The 18700-nt window shown below is 72.6% G+C and carries 23 protein-coding genes; 11 read left to right on the forward strand and 12 right to left on the reverse strand.

Annotated elements, in window-relative coordinates; genetic code table 11:
- Positions 1-108: 108 nt before the first annotated feature.
- Entirely contained in the window at positions 109-996 is an 888-nt protein-coding gene (locus FHX81_RS11840; protein WP_141977834.1) for a hypothetical protein, read from the forward strand.
- Positions 997-1006: 10 nt separating this feature from the next.
- Here the strand turns inward: FHX81_RS11840 and FHX81_RS11845 are convergent, their stop codons facing one another.
- Both FHX81_RS11845 and zapE read right to left on the reverse strand, forming a co-directional pair.
- Positions 1007-1249, reverse strand: a complete 243-nt coding sequence (locus tag FHX81_RS11845) for a DUF3040 domain-containing protein (RefSeq protein ID WP_141977836.1) — start codon at positions 1247-1249, stop codon at positions 1007-1009.
- Positions 1250-1316: 67 nt separating this feature from the next.
- Positions 1317-2327 carry a cell division protein ZapE gene (gene zapE, locus FHX81_RS11850; RefSeq protein WP_141977838.1) on the reverse strand — a complete coding sequence of 337 codons (1011 nt, stop codon included), beginning with the start codon at positions 2325-2327 and terminating at the stop codon, positions 1317-1319.
- A gap of 39 nt (positions 2328-2366) precedes the next feature.
- Between zapE and FHX81_RS11855 the strand changes: the two genes are divergently transcribed.
- The 9 genes from FHX81_RS11855 to FHX81_RS11895 are packed head-to-tail and all read left to right on the forward strand — an operon-like array spanning position 2367 to position 7021.
- Positions 2367-3140 carry a pyrimidine reductase family protein gene (locus FHX81_RS11855; protein WP_141983897.1) on the forward strand — a complete coding sequence of 258 codons (774 nt, stop codon included), beginning with the start codon at positions 2367-2369 and terminating at the stop codon, positions 3138-3140.
- 55 nt (positions 3141-3195) lie between these two features.
- Positions 3196-3645 carry an Asp23/Gls24 family envelope stress response protein gene (locus tag FHX81_RS11860; RefSeq protein WP_141977840.1) on the forward strand — a complete coding sequence of 150 codons (450 nt, stop codon included), beginning with the start codon at positions 3196-3198 and terminating at the stop codon, positions 3643-3645.
- Positions 3646-3650: 5 nt separating this feature from the next.
- A complete protein-coding gene (locus FHX81_RS11865; protein WP_246107775.1) occupies positions 3651-3917 on the forward strand; it encodes a hypothetical protein in 267 nt (88 codons plus the stop codon).
- Positions 3914-4090 (forward strand): hypothetical protein, encoded by a 177-nt coding sequence (locus tag FHX81_RS11870; RefSeq protein WP_141977844.1) that lies wholly within the window; start codon positions 3914-3916, stop codon positions 4088-4090. The genes FHX81_RS11865 and FHX81_RS11870 overlap by 4 nt, the downstream gene beginning before the upstream one ends.
- 56 nt (positions 4091-4146) lie before the next feature.
- Entirely contained in the window at positions 4147-4398 is a 252-nt protein-coding gene (locus FHX81_RS11875; RefSeq protein WP_342787192.1) for an Asp23/Gls24 family envelope stress response protein, read from the forward strand.
- Positions 4399-4902, forward strand: coding sequence for a DUF6286 domain-containing protein (locus FHX81_RS11880; protein ID WP_141977849.1), 504 nt, complete (start codon positions 4399-4401; stop codon positions 4900-4902).
- Positions 4899-5432 (forward strand): alkaline shock response membrane anchor protein AmaP, encoded by a 534-nt coding sequence (locus FHX81_RS11885; RefSeq protein ID WP_141977851.1) that lies wholly within the window; start codon positions 4899-4901, stop codon positions 5430-5432. Before FHX81_RS11880 ends, FHX81_RS11885 begins: the two co-directional genes overlap by 4 nt.
- 26 nt (positions 5433-5458) lie before the next feature.
- On the forward strand, positions 5459-6532 hold the full coding sequence (locus tag FHX81_RS11890; RefSeq protein ID WP_141977853.1) for an ATP-dependent DNA ligase: 1074 nt from the start codon (positions 5459-5461) through the stop codon (positions 6530-6532).
- Positions 6533-6559: 27 nt separating this feature from the next.
- Positions 6560-7021 carry a hypothetical protein gene (locus FHX81_RS11895; protein WP_141977855.1) on the forward strand — a complete coding sequence of 154 codons (462 nt, stop codon included), beginning with the start codon at positions 6560-6562 and terminating at the stop codon, positions 7019-7021.
- Here FHX81_RS11895 and FHX81_RS11900 read toward each other — a convergent pair.
- Together FHX81_RS11900 and FHX81_RS11905 are read right to left on the reverse strand one after the other, a co-directional pair.
- On the reverse strand, positions 7012-7449 hold the full coding sequence (locus FHX81_RS11900; protein ID WP_141977857.1) for a DUF1801 domain-containing protein: 438 nt from the start codon (positions 7447-7449) through the stop codon (positions 7012-7014). The two genes, FHX81_RS11895 and FHX81_RS11900, sit on opposite strands and share 10 nt — an antisense overlap.
- Positions 7450-7452: 3 nt before the next feature.
- On the reverse strand, positions 7453-8364 hold the full coding sequence (locus FHX81_RS11905) for an EamA family transporter (RefSeq protein WP_141977859.1): 912 nt from the start codon (positions 8362-8364) through the stop codon (positions 7453-7455).
- A 136-nt stretch (positions 8365-8500) separates the two neighbouring features.
- Between FHX81_RS11905 and FHX81_RS11910 the strand changes: the two genes are divergently transcribed.
- Positions 8501-10018, forward strand: coding sequence for an alpha/beta fold hydrolase (locus FHX81_RS11910; protein ID WP_246107776.1), 1518 nt, complete (start codon positions 8501-8503; stop codon positions 10016-10018).
- Positions 10019-10890: 872 nt separating this feature from the next.
- On the opposite strand, the gene FHX81_RS11915 is transcribed toward FHX81_RS11910, so the two are convergent.
- The 8 genes from FHX81_RS11915 to ligD form a co-directional block, all read right to left on the reverse strand.
- A complete protein-coding gene (locus FHX81_RS11915) occupies positions 10891-11580 on the reverse strand; it encodes a DUF6319 family protein (RefSeq protein WP_141977863.1) in 690 nt (229 codons plus the stop codon).
- A gap of 85 nt (positions 11581-11665) precedes the next feature.
- Positions 11666-12268 (reverse strand): DUF2238 domain-containing protein, encoded by a 603-nt coding sequence (locus FHX81_RS11920; protein ID WP_141977865.1) that lies wholly within the window; start codon positions 12266-12268, stop codon positions 11666-11668.
- An 89-nt stretch (positions 12269-12357) separates the two neighbouring features.
- Positions 12358-13308, reverse strand: coding sequence for a DUF1996 domain-containing protein (locus FHX81_RS11925; RefSeq protein ID WP_141977867.1), 951 nt, complete (start codon positions 13306-13308; stop codon positions 12358-12360).
- A 38-nt stretch (positions 13309-13346) separates the two neighbouring features.
- Positions 13347-16115: a glycosyl hydrolase gene (locus tag FHX81_RS41985; protein WP_141977869.1), complete on the reverse strand. Its 2769-nt coding sequence runs from the start codon at positions 16113-16115 to the stop codon at positions 13347-13349.
- A 107-nt stretch (positions 16116-16222) separates the two neighbouring features.
- Positions 16223-16432 (reverse strand): hypothetical protein, encoded by a 210-nt coding sequence (locus tag FHX81_RS11935; protein ID WP_141977871.1) that lies wholly within the window; start codon positions 16430-16432, stop codon positions 16223-16225.
- Positions 16433-16541: 109 nt separating this feature from the next.
- Complete coding sequence (locus FHX81_RS11940) at positions 16542-17429, reverse strand: phosphotransferase family protein (protein ID WP_246107777.1); 888 nt, start codon at positions 17427-17429, stop codon at positions 16542-16544.
- A gap of 40 nt (positions 17430-17469) precedes the next feature.
- A complete protein-coding gene (locus FHX81_RS41990; RefSeq protein WP_246107778.1) occupies positions 17470-17625 on the reverse strand; it encodes a hypothetical protein in 156 nt (51 codons plus the stop codon).
- Between the two features lie 68 nt (positions 17626-17693).
- Entirely contained in the window at positions 17694-18686 is a 993-nt protein-coding gene (ligD, locus tag FHX81_RS11945) for a non-homologous end-joining DNA ligase (protein WP_141977873.1), read from the reverse strand.
- Positions 18687-18700: the final 14 nt, after the last annotated feature.

The following is an 18700-nucleotide window of genomic DNA, read 5'->3' on the forward strand; positions in this document are numbered from 1 at the left end:
GCGCATGGTCGGCCATAGCCGCTGCCTATGGCCAGCGGATTTGGCGGTATCTGCGAAGTGTGACGCGACTCCCTTCAACACGAGCGGTGGACCGGGGAGGACGTCGGGATGGGTGCGGTCGACACGGTGCGGCTGGTCGCGGCGCAGCTGGGGGTGCTGGCCACGCTGGGCGCGTTGCCGTGCGCCGGGGACGGCGTGCCGGTCGGCGAGCCGGAGCCGGTGCGGTGCGAGAACGGCGAGGTGGTGCTGTGGCGCCACCAGGTGGGCCGCGGGTACGTGGACGTGGCGGCCCGGCCGTGCTGGGGCGCGCCGCTGGTGGCGTTCGTGCCGGAGGGGCGCGTGACGCCGGCGGTGGTGCGGCGGCCGTGGCCGGTCGGCGACCCGCGCGAGGACGCGGCCGAGCGGTACCGGCAGCGGGTGCACGACCTCACCCACCTGGCTCAGGTGGTGGGGCTGGACGAGCCGGTGGTGCGGCGGTTCGACCGGGCGCTGGTCGAGGAGGTGCTGCGGCCCAAGGTGGACACGCGGACGCTGCCGCCGTGCGTGCGGCCGCCGCTCCAGGAGACCGACGAGTGGGCGCTGGCCGCGTGCGTGCAGGTGCTGCTGGACTTCTACCGCTACCGCTACGACCAGGAGCGGCTGGCGTCGGAGCTGGGGCTGGGCACCGAGGAGGCGCCGGTGCGCGGCACGTGGCGCGACGTGGCGCCCGCGGTGCGGGGGCTGACCGGTGCGGCGCTGTCGGTGGCGGTGTCGACGGCGCCGACGTTCACCGAGTACCTGACCGAGGTGCGGGAGGAACGGCCGTCCATCAGCTTCGTACCCGGTCACGCGAGGCTGGTCACCGGGTACACGCGGATGAGCTCGCTGCGGCTGATGGGCGCGGGTTTCGCCGGGCTGCTCGTGCAGGACCCCGCGGAAGGGGCGGCACGGTGGGAGAACTACGACGCGATGGCGTGCGTGGGCAGCTGCACGGCCAGGGTGAACCTGGTGCCGTAGCGGTCCGCGCTCACCGCCACGTGTAGCCGCGCATCAGCAGCAGCAACGCGCCGAAACCCAGCGAAGCCAGCGCCGGGCCGAACGCGCCGAGGAACAGCAGCAGCACGCCCAGGCCGGCGAACGTGGCCACGAGGGCGTAGCTGAGCACCGGGTGCCGGGCTCTCCCGGCGACGAGCGCCGAGGCCAGGCCCGGCTCCTCGTCCGCGAGCATGCTCTCGATCTCACTGAGGGTGCGGCGTTCCGCTTCGCTCATCACGGCCGGTGGATACCCGGCGCCCCACCCGCAAAACCCCTCCGATCGGGGGTCTGAGCAGGCAAGATCAGCGGGAGAGGGCGACCAGTCGGGATACCGCCCGCAGGTACTTCTTGCGGTAGCCGCCGCGCAGCATTTCCGCGGTGAAGAGCTCCGAGAGCGGCTCGCCGGACACCGCCACCGGGATGTCCCGGTCGTAGAGCCGGTCGCCCAGCGCGACCAGCCGCAGCGCGACCGCCTGGTCGGGCGCGGGCCGCACGTGGCGCAGGTGCACCGCGGCGACCCCGTCGACCAGCCTGCCGTAGCTCGACGGGTGGATGCGGGCCAGCGCGTCGCACAGGTCGGCGAAGTCGTCCAACGTGCACCCGGGCGTGCTGTGCGCCTTGGCCACCAGGTCCTCGTCGGCCATCGGCGGCGGGGCGTCGGGCAGGCCGCGGTGGCGGTAGTCGGGGCCGTCGACCCGGACCACGGTGAACCTCGCCGACATCGACTGGATCTCGCGCAGGAAGTCCGCGGCGGCGAACCGGCCCTCCCCCAGCTTGTCCGGCAGCGTGTTGGAGGTGGCCGCGACCGACACCCCCGCCGCGGTCAGCTCCTTGATCAGGCGGGTGACCAGCATCGTGTCACCCGGGTCGTCCAGCTCGAACTCGTCGATCGCGAGCAGCTTGTGGGTCGACAGGCGGCGCACGGTCTCGCCGAACCCCAGGGCGCCGACCAGGTTGGTCAGCTCCACGAACGTGCCGTAGGACTTGGGACCGGGCACCGCGTGCCACACCGACGCCAGCAGGTGGGTCTTGCCGACGCCGAACCCGCCGTCGAGGTAGAGGCCGGGCTTCCCGTCGTCACCGCCCGACCGCTTGAACAGCCGGCCGAGCACGCCCCGGCCGCCGCCCTCGGACACGCGTTCGGCGAACTCCCGGCACGCCCGGACGGCCGCGGCCTGGCTCGGCTCGTCCGGGTTGGGCAGGTAGGTGTCGAAGCGGACCGCGTCGAAGCGCGGCGGCGGCACCATCGCGCCCACCAGCTCGTCCGCGTCGACGTGCGGGGTTCGGTCGGACAGGCGCGGCGGGGCGGACATGCCCGGATCGTAACGGCGTGCTGGGATGTGGCGGTGCGGATGTTGTGGCCACCACGTGACGGCGAGATCACCGACGACGAGCTGGAACGGCTCTACGACTACCCCGACGGGCTCGACCGGCCGTGGGTTCAGGTCAACTTCGTGTCCAGCGTGGACGGTGCGGTGTCGGTGGCGGGGCGGTCGCAGGCGCTGGGCAACGACGCCGACCGCAAGGTGTTCGCGCTCGGCCGCGACCTGTGCGACGTGGTGCTGGTCGGCGCGGGCACGGCCCTGGTCGAGGGCTACCACGGGGTCAAGGCGGGCGAGGTGCGCGCGTCGCGGCGGGCCAGGCTCGGTCTCGCGCCCGTGCCGCCGATCGCCGTGGTGACCGGGCGGTGCTCGATCCCGCCCACGTCCACGCTGCTGACCAGCACGTCCGTGCCGCCGATCATCCTGACCACCCGGGCCGCGCCCCGGGAGCGGAGGGACGCGCTGGCGGCGGCGGGCGCCGACGTGGTCGTGGCCGGCGAGGAGGCCGTGGCCATGGACCTGGTGCTGGCCGCGTTGGACGAGCGCGGGCTGCGCCGGGTCGACTGCGAGGGCGGGCCGCACGTGTTCGGCGCGTTGATCGACGCGGACCTGGTGGACGTGCTGTGCGTGACGTTCTCCCCGCTGCTGGCGGGCGGTGACGCCGGTCGCATCGCGGTCGGTCCGCTGCCGCCGGCGCCCAGGTCGCTGGCCCTGGACTCGGTGCTGCACCACGACAGCGCCCTCCTCCTGCGGTACCGGAAGGTGACGCCTGATCCGGTGACGTCGGACGCGACCGGGCCCTGATCGGCGATACCGTCCGCATCCGAACGGGCACGCTCCGATTCGGAAGGGATCCGCCGTGGCTCAGAGCACCGCCGTCAAGCCGGACACCGGCACCCCGCGTTCGGCCGACGACACCGAGCAGGGCAGGACCACGATCGCGTCGTCGGTCGTGCAGAAGGTCGCGGGCATCGCGGCCCGGGAGATCTCCGGCGTGCACGCCGTCGGCGGCGGTGTGTCGCGCGCGTTCGGCGCCCTGCGCGAGCGGATCCCCGGCGCGGGCACCGCGAGCACCGCGGGCGTGGCCGTCGAGGTGGGCGAGAAGCAGGCCGCGGTCGACCTGGACATCATCGTCGAGTACGGCGCGAGCATCGTCGACCTGGCGAAGGCCGTGCGGCGCAACGTGATCGGCCAGGTCGAGCGGATGACCGGGCTGGAGGTCATCGAGGTCAACATCGCGGTCAACGACATCCACCTGCCCGAGGACGACGACGAGTCCGAGTCGGGCACGGGGTCGCGGGTCGAGTGACGGCCGTGGCGACGGACGTGTCGGAGGACGTCGAGGCGGCGCTGCTCGCCCACCCGGACGTGGCCCGCCTGGACGGCGCGGTCGCCTCCTACCTGCCGGGGCGGCGGGTGGACGGCGTCCGGGTCGGCGACCGGGTCGAGGTGGCGGTGGTGCTTCGCCCGGGCCGCCCCGTCGGCGAGGTGGCGGCGGAGTTGCGGGCCGCGGTGACGCGGGTGGCGGGTCGGGCGCCGGTCGACGTCCTGGTGGCCGACCTGGAGGAGGAGGGCGCATGACCGCGACGCAGACCGGGCTGCTCGCCGGGCTGGTGCTGGGCCTGGCCGCGACCGGCGGGTTCACCGCGTTCCTCGTGACGCTGGCCGTCGGCGTGATCGGGCTGGTCGTGGGCCGGGTCCTGGACGGGCAGCTCGACCTGGGCGACCTGCTGGGCCGGGGCCGCGACAAGTGACCGGCCCGGACGACCGCCGAGGTTCGCTCGAGATTCACCGGACCGTGGTGCGGAAGGTGGTCGCGCACGCCGTCCGGCTCGTGCCCGGCGCGGAGCCGAGCGCGACGGTGAAGGTCGGCGAGGACGGCGCCGACCTGGAGCTCGCGCTGAAGCTGGCGCTGCGCTACCCCGCGCCCGTGCGCGCCACCGCCGCGGACGTCCGGCGGCGCGTCACCGAGGAGGTCGAGCGGATCACCGGCTACCGGGTCCGGTCGGTCGCCGTCACGGTGTCCGCGCTGCGCGCCGAGACCCGGCCGCGGGTGGTGTAGATGAGGGTTGTGCTGCGGGTGTTGTCGCCGGTGCTCGGGGTGGCGTTGGCCGCCGCGGGCGCGGTGCTCCTGGTCCTGGTGGCCCGGCACTGGGCCGGGCAGGACCTGCCGCTGCGCGTGGACTGGTCCTGGGTGGACCGGCCGGTGCTCGTCCTCGGCGCGTGCCTGGCCGTCGGCGGGCTGGTCCTGCTGGTGGTGGCGTCACGGGCGGGTGCGCGGCAGGTGGCGTTGGACGACCCGGCCGACGGTGTCCGCGTGGCGACCACGCCGGCGTCGCTGGCCCGCGTGGTCGGGCACCGGGTGCGGGCGGAGGACGGTGTGGTGGACGCGTCGGTGACCGCGTCGCGGCGCAAGGTGCGGGTGCGGGCGACCAGCCGGCTGCACGACGAGGCGTCGTTGCGGCCCCGGCTGCTGGAGGTGGCGCGGGCGGCCGTGGCGGAGCTGCCGATGCCCGTGCGGCCGAAGGTGTCGGTCGTCGTGATGTCGCCGAAGGACCGCCGGTGAACCGCTCGAACCGCACCGAACGGGTGATGGCGTTCGTGGTCGGCGCGCTCGCGCTCCTGGTCGGCTGCGCCGCCGTCGGGCTGCACCGCTTCGCCGTGGACCGGCCCGTGCTGGACCCGGTCGTGCTCGACTGGGCCCGCGGGCACGTGGTGGCGGTCCGGGTCGGGCTGGGCGTGCTCGGCGTGCTGGCCGTGGTCCTCGGGCTGCGGTGGGCGTGGTGCGCGATCCGCCCCGAACGGCGGCCCGACGTGCTGCTGGACGACGTCGTCGTCACCGCCAAGGCGCTCGCGGCGGCGGTGCGGGCCGACGCCGAGCAGGTCGACGGCGTGGCCGGGGCGAAGGTGTCGGTGGTGGGCACGCCCGCGCTGCGGCTGCGGCTGACCCTGCGGCACGGCACGGACGTCACCCGCGTGTGGCGGGAGCTGGACGACCGGGTGCTGTCGCGGGCACGCGCCGCGCTGGACGTCGAGGTGCTGCCGACCGCGGTGCGGCTCGATCTGGCCAAGAGGCCGCGCCAACGCGTGCGCTAGGCCGGTTCACCAGGCAGGATGGCCGGGTGGCGCTCCCGTTGACCCCTCCCGTGCAGCCGATGCTGGCCACCGCGGTGGACAAGATCCCGACCGGCGCGGACCTCGTGTTCGAACCCAAGTGGGACGGCTACCGCTGCCTGGTGTTCCGCGACGGCGACGAGCTGTTCCTCCAGTCCCGCAGCGGCAAGCCGCTCAACCGGTACTTCCCCGAGGCGGAGGCCGCGCTCAAGCGCACCCTGCCGCCCCGGGTCGTGGTGGACGGCGAGCTGGTGGTGGCCAAGGACGACAAGCTGGACTTCGACGCGCTGTCCGAGCGCATCCACCCTGCGGAGAGCCGCGTGCGGCTGCTGGCGGAGCAGACGCCCGCGAGCTTCGTGGCGTTCGACGTGCTGGCGGTGGGCGACGAGGTGCTGCTGGAACGGCCGTGCAGCGAGCGCCGGTCGACGTTGGAGGGCCTGATCACGCCCGGCGACGGCCTCTACCTCACGCCCGCGACCACCGACGGCGATCTGGCCGCGCAGTGGTTCGAGCTGTTCGAGGGCGCGGGCCTGGACGGCGTGATCGGCAAGCCCGCCGGGGGCGCGTACACCCCCGGCAAGCGGTCCATGGTCAAGGTCAAGCACACCCGCACCGCCGAGTGCGTGGTGGCCGGGCTGCGCTGGCACAAGGACACCGAACCGGGCACGGCGGTCGGCTCGCTGCTGCTCGGCCTGCACGACGACGCGGGCGTCCTGCACCACGTCGGCGTGGTGGGTTCGTTCAAGGCGGCCGAGCGGCGGGCGCTGGCCGCGGAGTTCCAGGCGCTGATCACCGACGACGACCACCCGTGGCTGGTGGAGCCGGACGGCCGCCGGCTGCCCGGCGAGATCAACCGGTGGCGCGGCAAGCACGCCGACTGGGTGCCGTTGCGGCCCGAGCGCGTGCTGGAGATCGCCTACTCGCAGACCGAGGGCGCGGCGCCCGCCCGGCTGCGGCACAACGGCCAGTTCCGCCGGTGGCGGCCCGACCGCGACCCGGCGTCGTGCCGCTACGACCAGCTCGACCAACCCGCGCGCTACGACGTGGAATCGGTGCTGCGCGGCGAAGTTCGCCCCGCGTGACCGCTCGGGTGAGTACCGTCATGGCCTGTGGCTGATGTGGACGCGCTCATCCGGGAACTGGACGACCGGATGCAACACGACTGCCGGCGGTTGTCGCTGTGGCGGGTCGTGCACCGCACGACGGGGCTGTGCTACACCGTCGTGCTGATCCTGGTGCCCGCCGTGCTCGCGGTCGGTTTCACCTCGTCGGAGACGGCGCTGGGCAAGGTGCTGCTGCTCACCGCGGCCGTGGTGGGCGGGCTGAACGTGACGTTCAAGCCCTACCTGCACAGCATGAAGCGGCGCGGCGACGTGAACACCATGCGGCGGCTGCGCGACGAGTTCCGCGCCGACGTGGCAGCCGCGGCGGACGGCGAGGCGCTGGACGTCTACCGCAAGTACGCGGCGACCTACGCGACGGTCTTCGAGCAGCGGGGCGGCGAGCTCGTCGACGGTCGGCTCGGCGTCGAGGAACCGAAGCCCGAGCCGGCCACCACCGCTCACCCCTGAGCGGCGCGGACCTGGGCCACGAACTCGACCACGCCCTGACGTGCGACTTCACGTCCGATGACGTCGAGCGGCAGGTCGTCGAGCCGCTTGAACCGCACGCAGCTCTTGCCCATGTCGAGCTTGCGGCCGGTGGCCTCGAACTCGGCCCGGAACTCCTGCTCGCGCTCGCCGTGGACGCCCATCAGGTACAGCGAGACGTAGTTCTTCTGCGACGCGAGCGACACGTACCCGAGCGGCTGCCCGTTGTAGGTCTTGCCGGACACCTCCAGCGGCACGGAGTAGGTGATCATCCCCCACCGCATGCCCTCGACGTAGCCCTCCGGCAGGTGGTCGAGGACCACCCGCCGCACGGCCGCCACCGTCGCCCGCCGGTCCTCGGGCAGCTCGGCGAGGTACTCCTCGACCGTCTCGGCGTTGCTCCGGGCCACCGCTCACACCTCCGGTTTCGCGGTCCGGGTCGCCCCGACCGACGCCAGCACCACGCAGAACACCGCGACCCACTGCGCCGGGTGCAGCGCCTCGTGCAGCACGACCAGCCCGGCCAGCGCCGCGACCGCGGGCTCCAGGCTCATCAGGATGCCGAACACGCGCGGTGGGATCTTGCGCAGCGCCTCCAGCTCCAGCGAGTACGGGATCACCGACGACAGCAGCGCCACCGCCGCGCCCGCGATGAGCACCACCGGGTCGAGCAGCATCGTGCCCGCCTCGGCCACCCCGAACGGCAGCGCCAGCGACGCGCCGACCACCATCGCCAGGGCCAGTCCCTTGCCGTCGGACGTGCGGGTGCCCAGCGCCGCGGTGAGCAGGATGTACCCGGCCCAGCACGCGCCCGCGCCCGCCGCGAACAGCACGCCGGCGACCGACAGGCCGCCGTCGACCCTGGTCAGCAGCAGCACGCCGGCCGCCGCGAGCAGCGCCCACACCCCGTCGAGCCAGCGCCGCGACCCGATCACGGCCACGGCCAGCGGCCCGAGGAACTCGATCGTCACCGCCGCGCCCAGCGGGATGTGCTTGATCGCCTGGTAGAAGAGCAGGTTCATCGCGCCCAGCACCAGGCCGTAACCGATGATCACCGCGTACGTCCGCCGGTCCAGCCGCAGCGACGGACGCCACACCACCAGCAGGATCAGGGCGGCCAGCACGAGCCGCAGCGTGACCGTGCCCGCCGCGCCCGCCAGGGTGAAGAGCTGCTTCGCCACGGCCGCGCCGATCTGCACGCTGACCACGCCCAAGAGCACCAGGGCGGGTGGCGGGATCGCACCGAACGCCTTGGCGGCGAGCGCGAACGGGCCCGAGCGGGGTAGCTCGGGCTCGCGGAAGCCTTCGACGTGCACCGTGACCATGCCGACATCCTCTCCCAGCCCGCTCACCGAAGTCTCACCTGGACTGTGTGAGGCTCTGCACCGAACCCATCGGGAGACCAACGCCGTGGGAGAGAGCGAGGGGACCGCTGTGCCGCGTCGGCGTCACGCCACTCTGATGCTGGTGGCTCTGAGCGCGCTGGCCGCGTGCAGCGCGGGTCCGTCGACCCGGCCGGTGATCGCCGTGCACGGTGACGGCGAGGAGCCGTCCACTGCGGGTGTGCCGTCCGGTCCGCGCGAGGTCCCCCCACTGGAGAGCTTCGAGGCGCCCGGTTTGTCCTGGTCGTCGTGCACGGACTCGACGCGGGCCCGGATGGGGTCGTCGGCGCCGGCGGGCACGTGGGAGTACGAGTGCGCGCAGGTCACCGTGCGGCTGGACGTGCCGAGCCGTCCCGGGCGGGGCAGTTTGGGCATGTCGCTGCTGCGCGTCGGCACCGGCGGCAGCCCGCTCGTGGTGGTCGGCGAGGCCGGTGGCGAGCCGGGGACGGTGAAGGCCGCGCGGCTGGCCGCGAGCCTGCCCGCGACGGTGCTGAGCACGTTCACGCTGATCGGCGTGGACCGGCGGGGCACCGGCGAGTCGGACCCGGTGCAGTGCGTGCCGGACGCGGCGCGGATCGGGATCGTGGAGGCCGACCCGGGGGCCGAGTCGCACGAGGAGCTGGTCGACGCGTACACCCTGGCGAGCCGTGAGTGCGTGCTCGACATGGAGAACCGTCTGCCCGGCGTGGACTCGTGGCGCGCGTCGGCCGACCTGGAGCAGCTGCGCGAGGCGTTGCACGTGCCGCACCTGAACGCGATCGGCTTCGGTGAGGGTTCGCGGGTGCTGACGCTGTACGCGGCGCGGTTCCCGGACCGGATCGGGCGGATGGTGTTCGACGGCGCGCCGGACCCGACGCTGGACGCGACGGCCGTGGCGCAGACGCGGGCGGTGGCGGCGGAGGAGACGTTCTCGGCGTTCCAGAAGGACTGCGTGATCCGCGGGTGCCCGTTGGGCGCCGGTGCGACGGACCGGTTCAAGGCGTTGCTGGAGTCGCTGCGGGACAGGCCGCTGCGCGGGGACGACTTCGACCTCACGCCGGGGACCGCCACGGAAGCCGTCCTGGCCGGCCTGGCGGACCGCGCGCGGTGGGGTGCTCTGGCGGACGCCATCGTGGCCGCGGAGGGTGGTGACGGTGCCGAGCTGGGTGCGTTCGTCGAGCCGTTGGTGCTGGAGCAGGCCGACGACCCGCCGCGCATCGACGCCGGGATCATCACCGGGTGCAACGACACGACGAACCGCGTGCCGCCGGAGCGGGTGGCCGGGCTGACCGCCGACTGGCGGACCAAGCAACCGCTGTTCGGCGCCCACTTCGCCCGCAAGCTGCTGGCGTGCGGTCCGTTCCCCGTGCCGCAGCAGGTGAAGGTGCCCCGGCTGGTGGGCGCCCCACCGGTCCTCGTGCTGACCACGGCGAGCGACCCCGTGACGCCGCGGGAGGGCGGTGAACGTGCCGCCCAGGCCTTGCCGGCCGGGGTCGTGGTGGGGTGGCAGGGCGGTGGGCACGGGGCGCTCGGCCAGTCGGCGTGCGCGACTCGGGCGGCGGAGGAGTTCCTGGTGGACGCCAAGGTGCCGGCCAGCGGCACTGTCTGCCCGCCGTGACGCTGACCAGCGCGGATCCGACTGATCCACTAGGCTGACGACGCGAAGCTCCGGCGTCCCACCCGCCGCCTTCGCCAAACCCGATCGGGTGAACCTGACCCGACAATGTACGGAAACACTGTTACCAGACCTCGGTTGAAAACGAGCGGCCCCGCCGAAACCACCCCCGTCCGCCTGATCCACAGCCGCGCGGGTGCGAGGCCTCGCCCCGGCGGGTCAGCGGACTCCCGGAGGCGAGCGAATCGGAAGGGCATCGCCGGCACCACCGGCAGCGGACGGCTCGCGGGCCGGTTGGCGGAAGGAAGGGTGGCCGCTACCGGGCGGGCTGCCGCCGCCGGCGCGAGCTGCCGGCGCCGTGGTGCCATCGCGATGGCCAGGTGGGAGCCGGGGCACGGGCGACGACGTGCCGCTGCCGGCATGCGGTCGCCGGCGTGCGACTGACGGGTGTGCGGCTGATCGCGCGCCCCCTGATCGCACCCCGACTGCGGGCCGCCGACCGCGGCCGAGGGCGGGGCGGGAAGCGTCCGGCGAAGGCGTGGCGCGGTGGGTGGGGGCGGTGGTCCCGAGCCCCGGCTCGCTGGGGCGGCCGGGGCCGGGGTGGTTCCGGATTGGCGGATGGGTGGGTTAGCAGCTGGAGCAACACCCGCAACCTGGGCCGGTGCAGCCGGTGCAGCAGCCGCAGCTGCCCAGGTCGGCTTGGGCAGCTGTCGTGATCTCAACAACCATCTTGTGCCTCCGCGGCGTCGAGGGACTTCGTGCGACCGAAGGTATTTCGACCCCACGGTCCGCCCCTACCGCCGGCCAGGGGAAGTACCCTCACCCGATCGCGGAACGGCAATCATCAAGACGTTGCAATACGTGTTCTTGCCAGGTCAGCCGCTCAGCTCGGCCAGCGCCCGCTGCGCCTCCTCCAGCTCCGCTCGCAACTGCTCGACCCGCGCCAGGTGCCGTTCGCGAGCCGCGCTCAGCACGCTCTCGACCGCTTCGTCCACCTCGGCCGGCAGGAGTTTCGCCGCCTGCGACACCGCCGAAGCGGCCACCGGCGCGGCCTTCAGCGTGCGCTTCGAACCCCACTGCACGTCGACCGTCCACTCGCCCTCGGCGGTCGACGTGAGGGTCACCGTCACCTCCGCCGGCTTGGCCTGCTTGCGCGCGGCCGGGCGGCGCTCGGGGGCAGGGGCGGCCGGGGCCGGGGCGGGCTTCGGTTTCGGCGGCGCGGGAGCCGGAGCGGGTGCGGGTGTGTAGATGTGCTCGACCGGCGCGGGAACGGGCGTGGGGTCGGGCTTCGCGGCGGCCGGCGGGGTGCGCTTGCGCGGTGCGGGCTTCTCCACCGTCAGCTCGCCCGGCGAGAACGACAGGTCGTCCTTCTCCCCCGTCGGCCGCACCTGGATGAAGTCACCCTCCGCGGGCTCGGTGAACGCCACCACCTTCCCCGACCGACCGGCCTCCACCCCCACCGCCGCGGAGGTGAACCAGACCGCGGCCGGGCGGCCCGCGGCCAACTCCGCACGCAGGTGGTCGATGTCCTCCGGGGACAACGAGTTCTGCTTCACCTTCGCCATCGCCTACCAACCTCCACGACACGACACACGACAACCACGACACGACACGCACGGCTCGCACAAGATCCGTCGTGTGCAGCTTGCCCTACCCCACCGACAATTCCGCGAGCTGCCGGTCGTGCGCACGCCCGAGCGACCACTGTGCGACCACGGACCCCACCAGCGCAAGGAGCATGTCCCAGTGCGTGTCCCACACATCCCCTTGCGTGCCAAGGAAGTCGGTCGCCGACTCACCGCCGATCACCGCACCGGCCCACTCCAGGAACTCGTACCCGGCGCTGACCGCCAGGCACGTCGCCGAAACGAGGAAGAACGTCCACCGCCCCGGCCGCAACGGCGTCCGCCGCAGCAAGACCTCCCGGACCAGCACCGCCGGCACGAAACCCTGCACGAAGTGCGCGAACCGGTCGTAGTGGTTGCGGTCCGTCCACAGGTCGCCGAACGGCACCTCGGCGTAGGTGTAGTGGCCGCCGAGCGCGAGCACCAGCGCGTGCCCGAAGATCAGCCAGTACGCCAGCCGGGTCAGCGGGAACCGGCGTCGCGTCCACGCCAGCAGCGGCAGCGCGATCAGGATCGGTGCCATCTCCAGCAGCCAGGTGCCGTAGCTCTTGGGCCGGATGGCCGACACCGCGACCTCCACCACGACCAGTACCGCGAGGGTGACCGGCAGGCGGTCCCGGGACTCCATCCCGCAGATCCTGCCACCCGCCGGCCACTGCGCGCACCAGTCCACATAGGACGAGGCGGCGAGAGCCCGGAGGCCCTCGCCGCCACCCGCTAGATCGGGTTGCCGTTGGTGCCGCAGATGCGACCCGCGTTCACGCAGTCCCGCACCCGCCGTTCCAGTTCCGGCTGGTCCCACGCGTTGATGAAGTCACCGTGGTAGGTGTACCCCGGCGCGTTGGTCACGTTCACCCCGTTCACCGTGCCGCCCAGCGACAGCCCGCCGCCGTTGACCGGGTAGGTGATCAGGAACTCCAGCCTGGGCAGGACCACGGGGTGCGTGGACGGGCACGAGCCCGCCCAGAACACGATGTGGTCCTTGTGGTTGGCGCTGTCCAGGTCCCGGCCGTTCCAGCAGGTCGGGAAGTCCAGGTACGTCTCCAGCTTGGTGCCGGCCGGGCAGTTCATGAAGTCCCGGCTCGACGGCGACTGCGTGGTGCACGACCACCGCGCGGACGGGTTCTGGTCCGGGCTGGTCGCCCGGGAGTTGCCGACCACGTACCGCAGGTTCGGCGGGTGTGCGACGGCGCGTTGCATGTCGTGGATGCCCTGGTAGTACACGGTGACGCTCTCCGGCGCGACCGGCTGCCCGTTCTTGTAGAGGGTGGGCACCCAGTAGGCGGACAGGTCGACCACCGGGTCGCACGTGGTGCCCGCCGCCTTGAGCGACGTGTACGTGGACGACGCGTTGGTCGACCGGTTGCCGAAGAACTCGTGCACGTGCGACACGCCGGTCTGGTTGGGGTAGATGATCGGGTCGTTGCCGGAGCGGTGGCTCGCGCGGCAGTTGGCGCGGAACTCCGACGCGGCCTGGATGCCGGCCTGACCCTCGATGGCCGCGGCCTGGTGCGCGTCCGGTGCGGCCGGGTGGTTGTCGTGGTTCACCCCGTCGTGGTTCACCAGGGGGCCCGCGCCCGCCGGCTGGTAAGCGACCACCGACCCGATCAGGGCCAGTGCCAGCGCGACGGACGCGGCGCCGATGACACCTCTCAATCTCGCGTTCATCCGATCTCCTGTCGTTGGAGCGGGATGCGGCGGCAGGTCTAGGAGCCGAACGTGATCCAGTTGACGTTGACGAAGTCGGCCGGCTGGCCGCTGGTGAAGGTGACGTAGACGTCCTGCTTGCCGGTGAGGCCGGTGATGTTGGCCGGCACGGTGCGCCAGCTCTGCCAGCCGCCGGTGTTGGCGATGGCGAAGCTGCCCAGGGGCGTGGCCGTGGGGCTGCCGACGCGGACCTCGACCAGGCCGCTGACGCCGCCCGCCGCGCCGCTGGCGACCCGGGCGGAGAACTGCCTGCCGGTGCGGGTGCCGAAGTCGACGCCCCGGAACAGCACCCACTCGCCGTTGGCGATGCCGGCGATGTTCTGGCCGCCGCCGGTGTCGGTGGTGGTCTCCTTGAACACGCCCTGCTGCTGGTCGTAGGACTCGGCCTGGATCGTGGCGAACGCGTCACGGCTGACCGGCGGGACGGTCGTGGTCGTGGTCGTGGTCGTCGTCGTAGTGGTGGTCGTGGTGGTGGTCGTCGTCGGGTTCACGCCACCGCTGCCGGAGTCGGTGCCGCTGCCCGCCGGTCCGCGCCACGCGGTGGACGACGCCGGCACGGACAGGGTCTGCCCGTCGGAGAACGTCACCGTGGCCGTGGTCGTGCCCGGGTTGTAGGCCACGTACGTGCGGGCGCCGTTCTTGCTCAGCACGGCGTGCGTCGGCACGTTCGCGGTCACGGACGTGTCGGGCGTGCCGTAGGTGTTCAGCGACGTGATCCAGTGGTAGGCGTGCGCCCGCGAGTCGCCGTCCTCGGGCGTCAGGCCCGAGCCGTAGTTGGCCAGCGCCTGCGCCGGGTCGGCGATCGCCAGGAACTGGGTGATGACGTCCTTCCACTCGACCTCGGTGCCGCCGTTGTTGGTCCGCAGCTCGTTGACGTTCTGCAGGATGTCGGCCTTGTAGTCGGCGTGGTAGAGCGAGCCGCCGGTGATCGGCAGCATGTTGATGCCGTGGATCTCCTCCGGGTTCGCCGTCCACCACGTGCTGTAGCTGGCGCCCGCGCCCCACACCATGCCGACCGTGCCGTGCTGGTAGGCCGCCGGGAACACCGTGTCGTCCTTGTCGAACCAGTACTGCGCGATCGTGCTCTCCTGCGTGGTGTGCAGGTAGATGCCCGCGTCGCGCAGCGCCGTGTCGCCGGTGGCCTGGCCGAACAGCACCGCGGCGGTGGCGAACATCATCGCCTCGGAGGAGGACTCCTCGTTGTTGCCGTGCGCGAACCCGGCGTGGCCGGACGCCCAGCCGTGGCCCGCGTAGGCGTCGAAGTTGCGCAGGAACGGGAAGCGGGTTTCCGCGCGGTCGTAGTTGTTGGCGTCCTTGACCAGCAGCTTGACCATGCCGCCGTAGCGGGAGTCGGACGCCCACGCCGGGTCGTGCTGCGCGAGGATCGCGGCGGCCAGCACGTAGTAGCCGTAGTGGAAGTGGTGGTCGTTCAGCTCGGCGTCGGTGCCGTAGGACGCCTTGTAGCCGATCAGCGTGCCCCAGGTGGCGTCGTAGGCGAAGTGGTTGCCCGCCTCGCCGGACGTCGCGGTGAGCCAGTCGGTGAGCCGGTCGCGGACCATGCCCAGCAGCCGGTCGCGACCCGTCGTGTAGCCGATCTGGTTGGCGACGCGGGCCAGTGCCGCCAGTCGCCACAACGCCTTGCCGGTCCAGTACGTGTCGCCCGCGCCCTTCCACGGGTCGGCGGCGTTGAGCTCCTGGTCGATCTCGTTGCGCAGGCGGTTCTGGTCGGCTGCCGAGGACAGGGGGAGCGCGGGCAGGACGCCGTTGAACGTGCTGCGGGTGGTGAACGACGAGCCCTCGCGCAGCCGCATCTCACCGCGCGGCGAGGTGTAGCGGTAGCCGGTGACGGTGTCGGAGGAGTTGAGCCACTGGTGCCGGTACAGGGCCTGCAAGGTGCCGGTCTGGGTGCCCTGACGTGCCGTGGTCGTGGCCGTGTAGGTGGCCGTGAGCTGGGCGTTCGCCGAGTTGTAGGTCCAGTTGACCTTGGTGTCGGTGATGAACGAGAACGCGTAGCGCTGGAACAGGGACAGCGCGTCGCGGCTCGGCAGCACGGCCACGGAGAAGAACGCGGCGTTGGAGGTGGCCTCGGCGGTGCCGACGACGTTCCACGTGCTCGGCGAGAACAGGGCGTAGTCGCGGCCGTTGATCGAGACGCCGAGCGTGGTGCCGGTGTTGCTCCAGATCGTCGTGGAGCCGTTGAAGCCGACGCGCGCCGCACCACCGGCGGCCTCGGCGTACACGTACGGCGAACCGTGGCCGATGGTGGTGCGCAGGGTGCGCGTGCCGTCGGTCCACAGGGGACTCACGGTCCAGTCGGACCAGCCGTCGACCTGGGTGCGCGGCGCGTTGAGGCCGCTCACGCCGACGAACAGGTCGTCGGTGTGCATGAACTCGTAGAACCGGCCGTCCGGGGTGATGTTCGGGCTGGTCGGGTAGCCGACGCCCAGGCCCTGCGCCGCCGCGTGGAACGTCAGCGGGTGGGCGTACATGTTCTCGGAGTAGGGGTTGCCGGGGTAGCGCTGGAAGACCAGGGACGACCACCAGTCGTTGGTGGGGACCGGGCGGCCGGCCATGCGCGCGGTGACCTTCGGCGTCACGGCTGCGCCGTTGGAGTTGGACGGGCCGACCGCGCCCGTCGGGCGGGTGGTGGCGTAGCTGCCCGCGCCGACCGTGACGGCACTGGCCGTTCCGGGCAGGGCGAGCGGGATCGCGGCAGCCGCGGCCACGGCGACCGCGAAGGCCGCCAGGTGGGGGCGGATTGAACGCACAGGGACCTCCAGCAGGGACTCACAGCTTTGTGAGAGCGCTCTCACGCACTGCAAACGGTAAACCGCTGGTAAGGCGCGTGTCTACGGTCGGCCGCTTCTGACTCTGTTCAGAGCCCGGACTCGTCCTCCACCCGGAGGCGGTACTCGCAGCCGTACTCGACCGCGTACTGGAGGTCGTAGTGGTGCACGATCTTGGGGCCGCCGTGCAGGTGGACGTGGGTGACGGTCTGCTTCGGCGCGTCCGGCGCCTTGGCGTGCGAGTCGACCCGCCCGTCCAGGGGTCCGCCGACGAACCGCACCACGTACGCCTGGGTCATCGGCCTGCCTCCCTCTCTTCGGCGTTGGGGTCCATGGTACGAGAGGACCAGTGCGATCGCGGCTGAACCGCTGTCGGAAACAGCCGGTTGGCCGAAGGTCGCGCGCGGGTCAGGCGCCGAACCAGTGGTCGGCCAGCTCGTCCAGCGCGGTGGCGGTCGTCGGCACCACGCGCAGGTACCAGGGCAGGTTCGAGTAGACGTGCAGCAGCGTGCAGGCGAGCACCTTGCGCGGGTCGACCGCGCGGCCGTAGCCGTCGTGGAGGGCCGCGTTGGCCGGGCGCTCGCCGCGGGTGAGGAAGATGCCGGTGGCGACGAACTCGTACTCGCGGGCGGCGCGCATGGCCGGTTCGAAGTCGAACAGGCCGGTCAGGCGGCCGTTCTCGACCAGCAGGTGGGCGCTCATCACCTCGGTGTGCGCGAGCACCAGGTCCGGCCGCGTGAGGTCGACGGAGTCGAGGAAGTCCGGGATCTGCTCCAGCCAGCCGGGCGCGAGCCCGCGGGCGTGCTGCCGGGCCACGCACCCGTGCCGCTGGGTGCGCACGAACTCCGCCCAGTCGTCCGGGCCCAGCGACGGCGGCGTGATGGCGTGCAGGGCGGCCAGCGCCTCGCCGACCTGGCGTGACACGTCGCGGCGGGCGTCCGCGTCCAGGCTCGGCCACACGTCCTCGAGGCTCGCGCCGCGCAGCCGTTCCATGAGGACGTAACCCCACCCGCCGAACTCGCCCGCCGCGTGCAGGCGGGGCGTGGGCACCGGCAACCGGCCCTGCACGGCCTCCAGCACGTCCCGTTCGGTCGCCACCTCGTCGAGGTGCACCGCGGGGAACAGCTTCAGCACGTGCCGCACCCCGACCGCGTACACCGGCAACGACCCGTCCGCGAACCGCGTCACGTCCCCGGACACCCCGAGGTACCGGCACAACGCCTCCACACCCGGCCGCACCGCGTCGTCGTCGAGCGCCTCGAACTGCTCCTGGGTCACCGCCGGGGGGAACGTCACGGCCGGCAGGCTAGAGCGCCCACCCGGCGGGGGCGACCGATTATCGACCGTCCTCGTCCGGCTCCTCGGTCCGGAGCACGACCTCCGCGTCCACCCCGGCCTCGTCCAGCACCGCCCCGATGGCATGGGCGACGGCCGCGGAATCACGGGCCGACACGTCGGCGGGCAACTGCACTTCAAGGCGTCGTGCGTTCACCCCACCAACACTCCCCCTGGACCACCGGCCACGCGATACCCCCGTCGGATGAATCCGTCGCGGGAGCTCTAGTTGCGCTTGCGCGACGGCTGGACGCGCGGCGGCTCGCCGGGCATCTTGGGGTAGTCCGGCGGGTAGGGCAGCTCGCCGCGGTCGTCGGCTTCGTACCACTCCAGCAGGCGCTCGATGCCGAACGCCTCGTCGTCCAGGGACGCGTGCGGGTCGCCGTTGTCCGCCAGGTACCCCGGCACCGACAGCACGTCGAAGTCGTCGGGGTCCACAGTGGACAAGCGGTCCCAGGTGACCGGGGTCGAGACGGTGGCGCGCGGGGTGCCGCGGACGGACCAGGCGGAGGCGATGGTGCGGTCGCGGGCGGCTTGGTTGAAGTCCAGGAAGACCTTCTCGCCGCGTTCCTCCTTCCACCACGAGGTGGTCGCCTTGTCGGGCACGCGCCGTTCCACCTCGCGGGCCAACGCGATCACCGCGTGGCGCACGTCCACGAAGTCCCACTCGGCCCGGATGCGCACCGCGACGTGGATGCCGCGACCGCCGGACGTCTTCGGGTAACCCGTGAACCCCAGCTCGTCCAGCACCTCCCGCAACACCATCGCGACCTCGACCGCGTCCCGGAAGTCCGTGCCCGGCTGCGGGTCCAGGTCGACGCGCAACTCGTCGGGCCGATCGGTGTCCGCCCGCCGCACGGGCCACGGGTGGAAGTCGAACGTGCCCAGGTTCGCCGCCCACGCCAGCACCGCCGGCTCGGTCGGGCACACCTCGTCCGCGGGCCGCCCGGACGGGAACGCGACCCGCGCCGTCTCGACCCACTCGGGCGCCCCCTTGGGCAGCCGCTTCTGGTAGAACGCCTCCCCGGTGACGCCGTCGACGTAACGCTTCAACGTCGTCGGGCGGTCGCGCAGCACGCGCAGCAGCGGCTCGGCGACGGCCAGGTAGTACTCGACCACCTGGATCTTGGTGATCCCACGCTCGGGGAAGTAGACCTTGCCCGGGTTCGACACCCGAACCACACGGTCACCGACGGTCAGTTCCACTGCCTGGGCCACACGGGTGAGCCTAA

This window comes from Saccharothrix saharensis, assembly GCF_006716745.1.
GTDB lineage: Bacteria > Actinomycetota > Actinomycetes > Mycobacteriales > Pseudonocardiaceae > Actinosynnema > Actinosynnema saharense.

Excerpts from the sequence above, each read along its gene's own strand:
- FHX81_RS11925 (WP_141977867.1), bottom strand. The coding sequence starts at position 13,308 with ATGAACGCGAGATTGAGAGGTGTCATCGGCGCCGCGTCCGTCGCGCTG.
- FHX81_RS11910 (WP_246107776.1), top strand. The coding sequence starts at position 8,501 with ATGCTGGTGGCTCTGAGCGCGCTGGCCGCGTGCAGCGCGGGTCCGTCG.
- FHX81_RS11855 (WP_141983897.1), top strand. The coding sequence starts at position 2,367 with ATGTTGTGGCCACCACGTGACGGCGAGATCACCGACGACGAGCTGGAA.
- FHX81_RS11905 (WP_141977859.1), bottom strand. The coding sequence starts at position 8,364 with ATGGTCACGGTGCACGTCGAAGGCTTCCGCGAGCCCGAGCTACCCCGC.
- FHX81_RS11935 (WP_141977871.1), bottom strand. The coding sequence starts at position 16,432 with ATGACCCAGGCGTACGTGGTGCGGTTCGTCGGCGGACCCCTGGACGGG.
- FHX81_RS11840 (WP_141977834.1), top strand. The coding sequence starts at position 109 with ATGGGTGCGGTCGACACGGTGCGGCTGGTCGCGGCGCAGCTGGGGGTG.
- FHX81_RS11845 (WP_141977836.1), bottom strand. The coding sequence starts at position 1,249 with ATGAGCGAAGCGGAACGCCGCACCCTCAGTGAGATCGAGAGCATGCTC.
- FHX81_RS11915 (WP_141977863.1), bottom strand. The coding sequence starts at position 11,580 with ATGGCGAAGGTGAAGCAGAACTCGTTGTCCCCGGAGGACATCGACCAC.
- zapE (WP_141977838.1), bottom strand. The coding sequence starts at position 2,327 with ATGTCCGCCCCGCCGCGCCTGTCCGACCGAACCCCGCACGTCGACGCG.
- FHX81_RS11870 (WP_141977844.1), top strand. The coding sequence starts at position 3,914 with ATGACCGCGACGCAGACCGGGCTGCTCGCCGGGCTGGTGCTGGGCCTG.
- FHX81_RS11920 (WP_141977865.1), bottom strand. The coding sequence starts at position 12,268 with ATGGAGTCCCGGGACCGCCTGCCGGTCACCCTCGCGGTACTGGTCGTG.
- FHX81_RS11880 (WP_141977849.1), top strand. The coding sequence starts at position 4,399 with ATGAGGGTTGTGCTGCGGGTGTTGTCGCCGGTGCTCGGGGTGGCGTTG.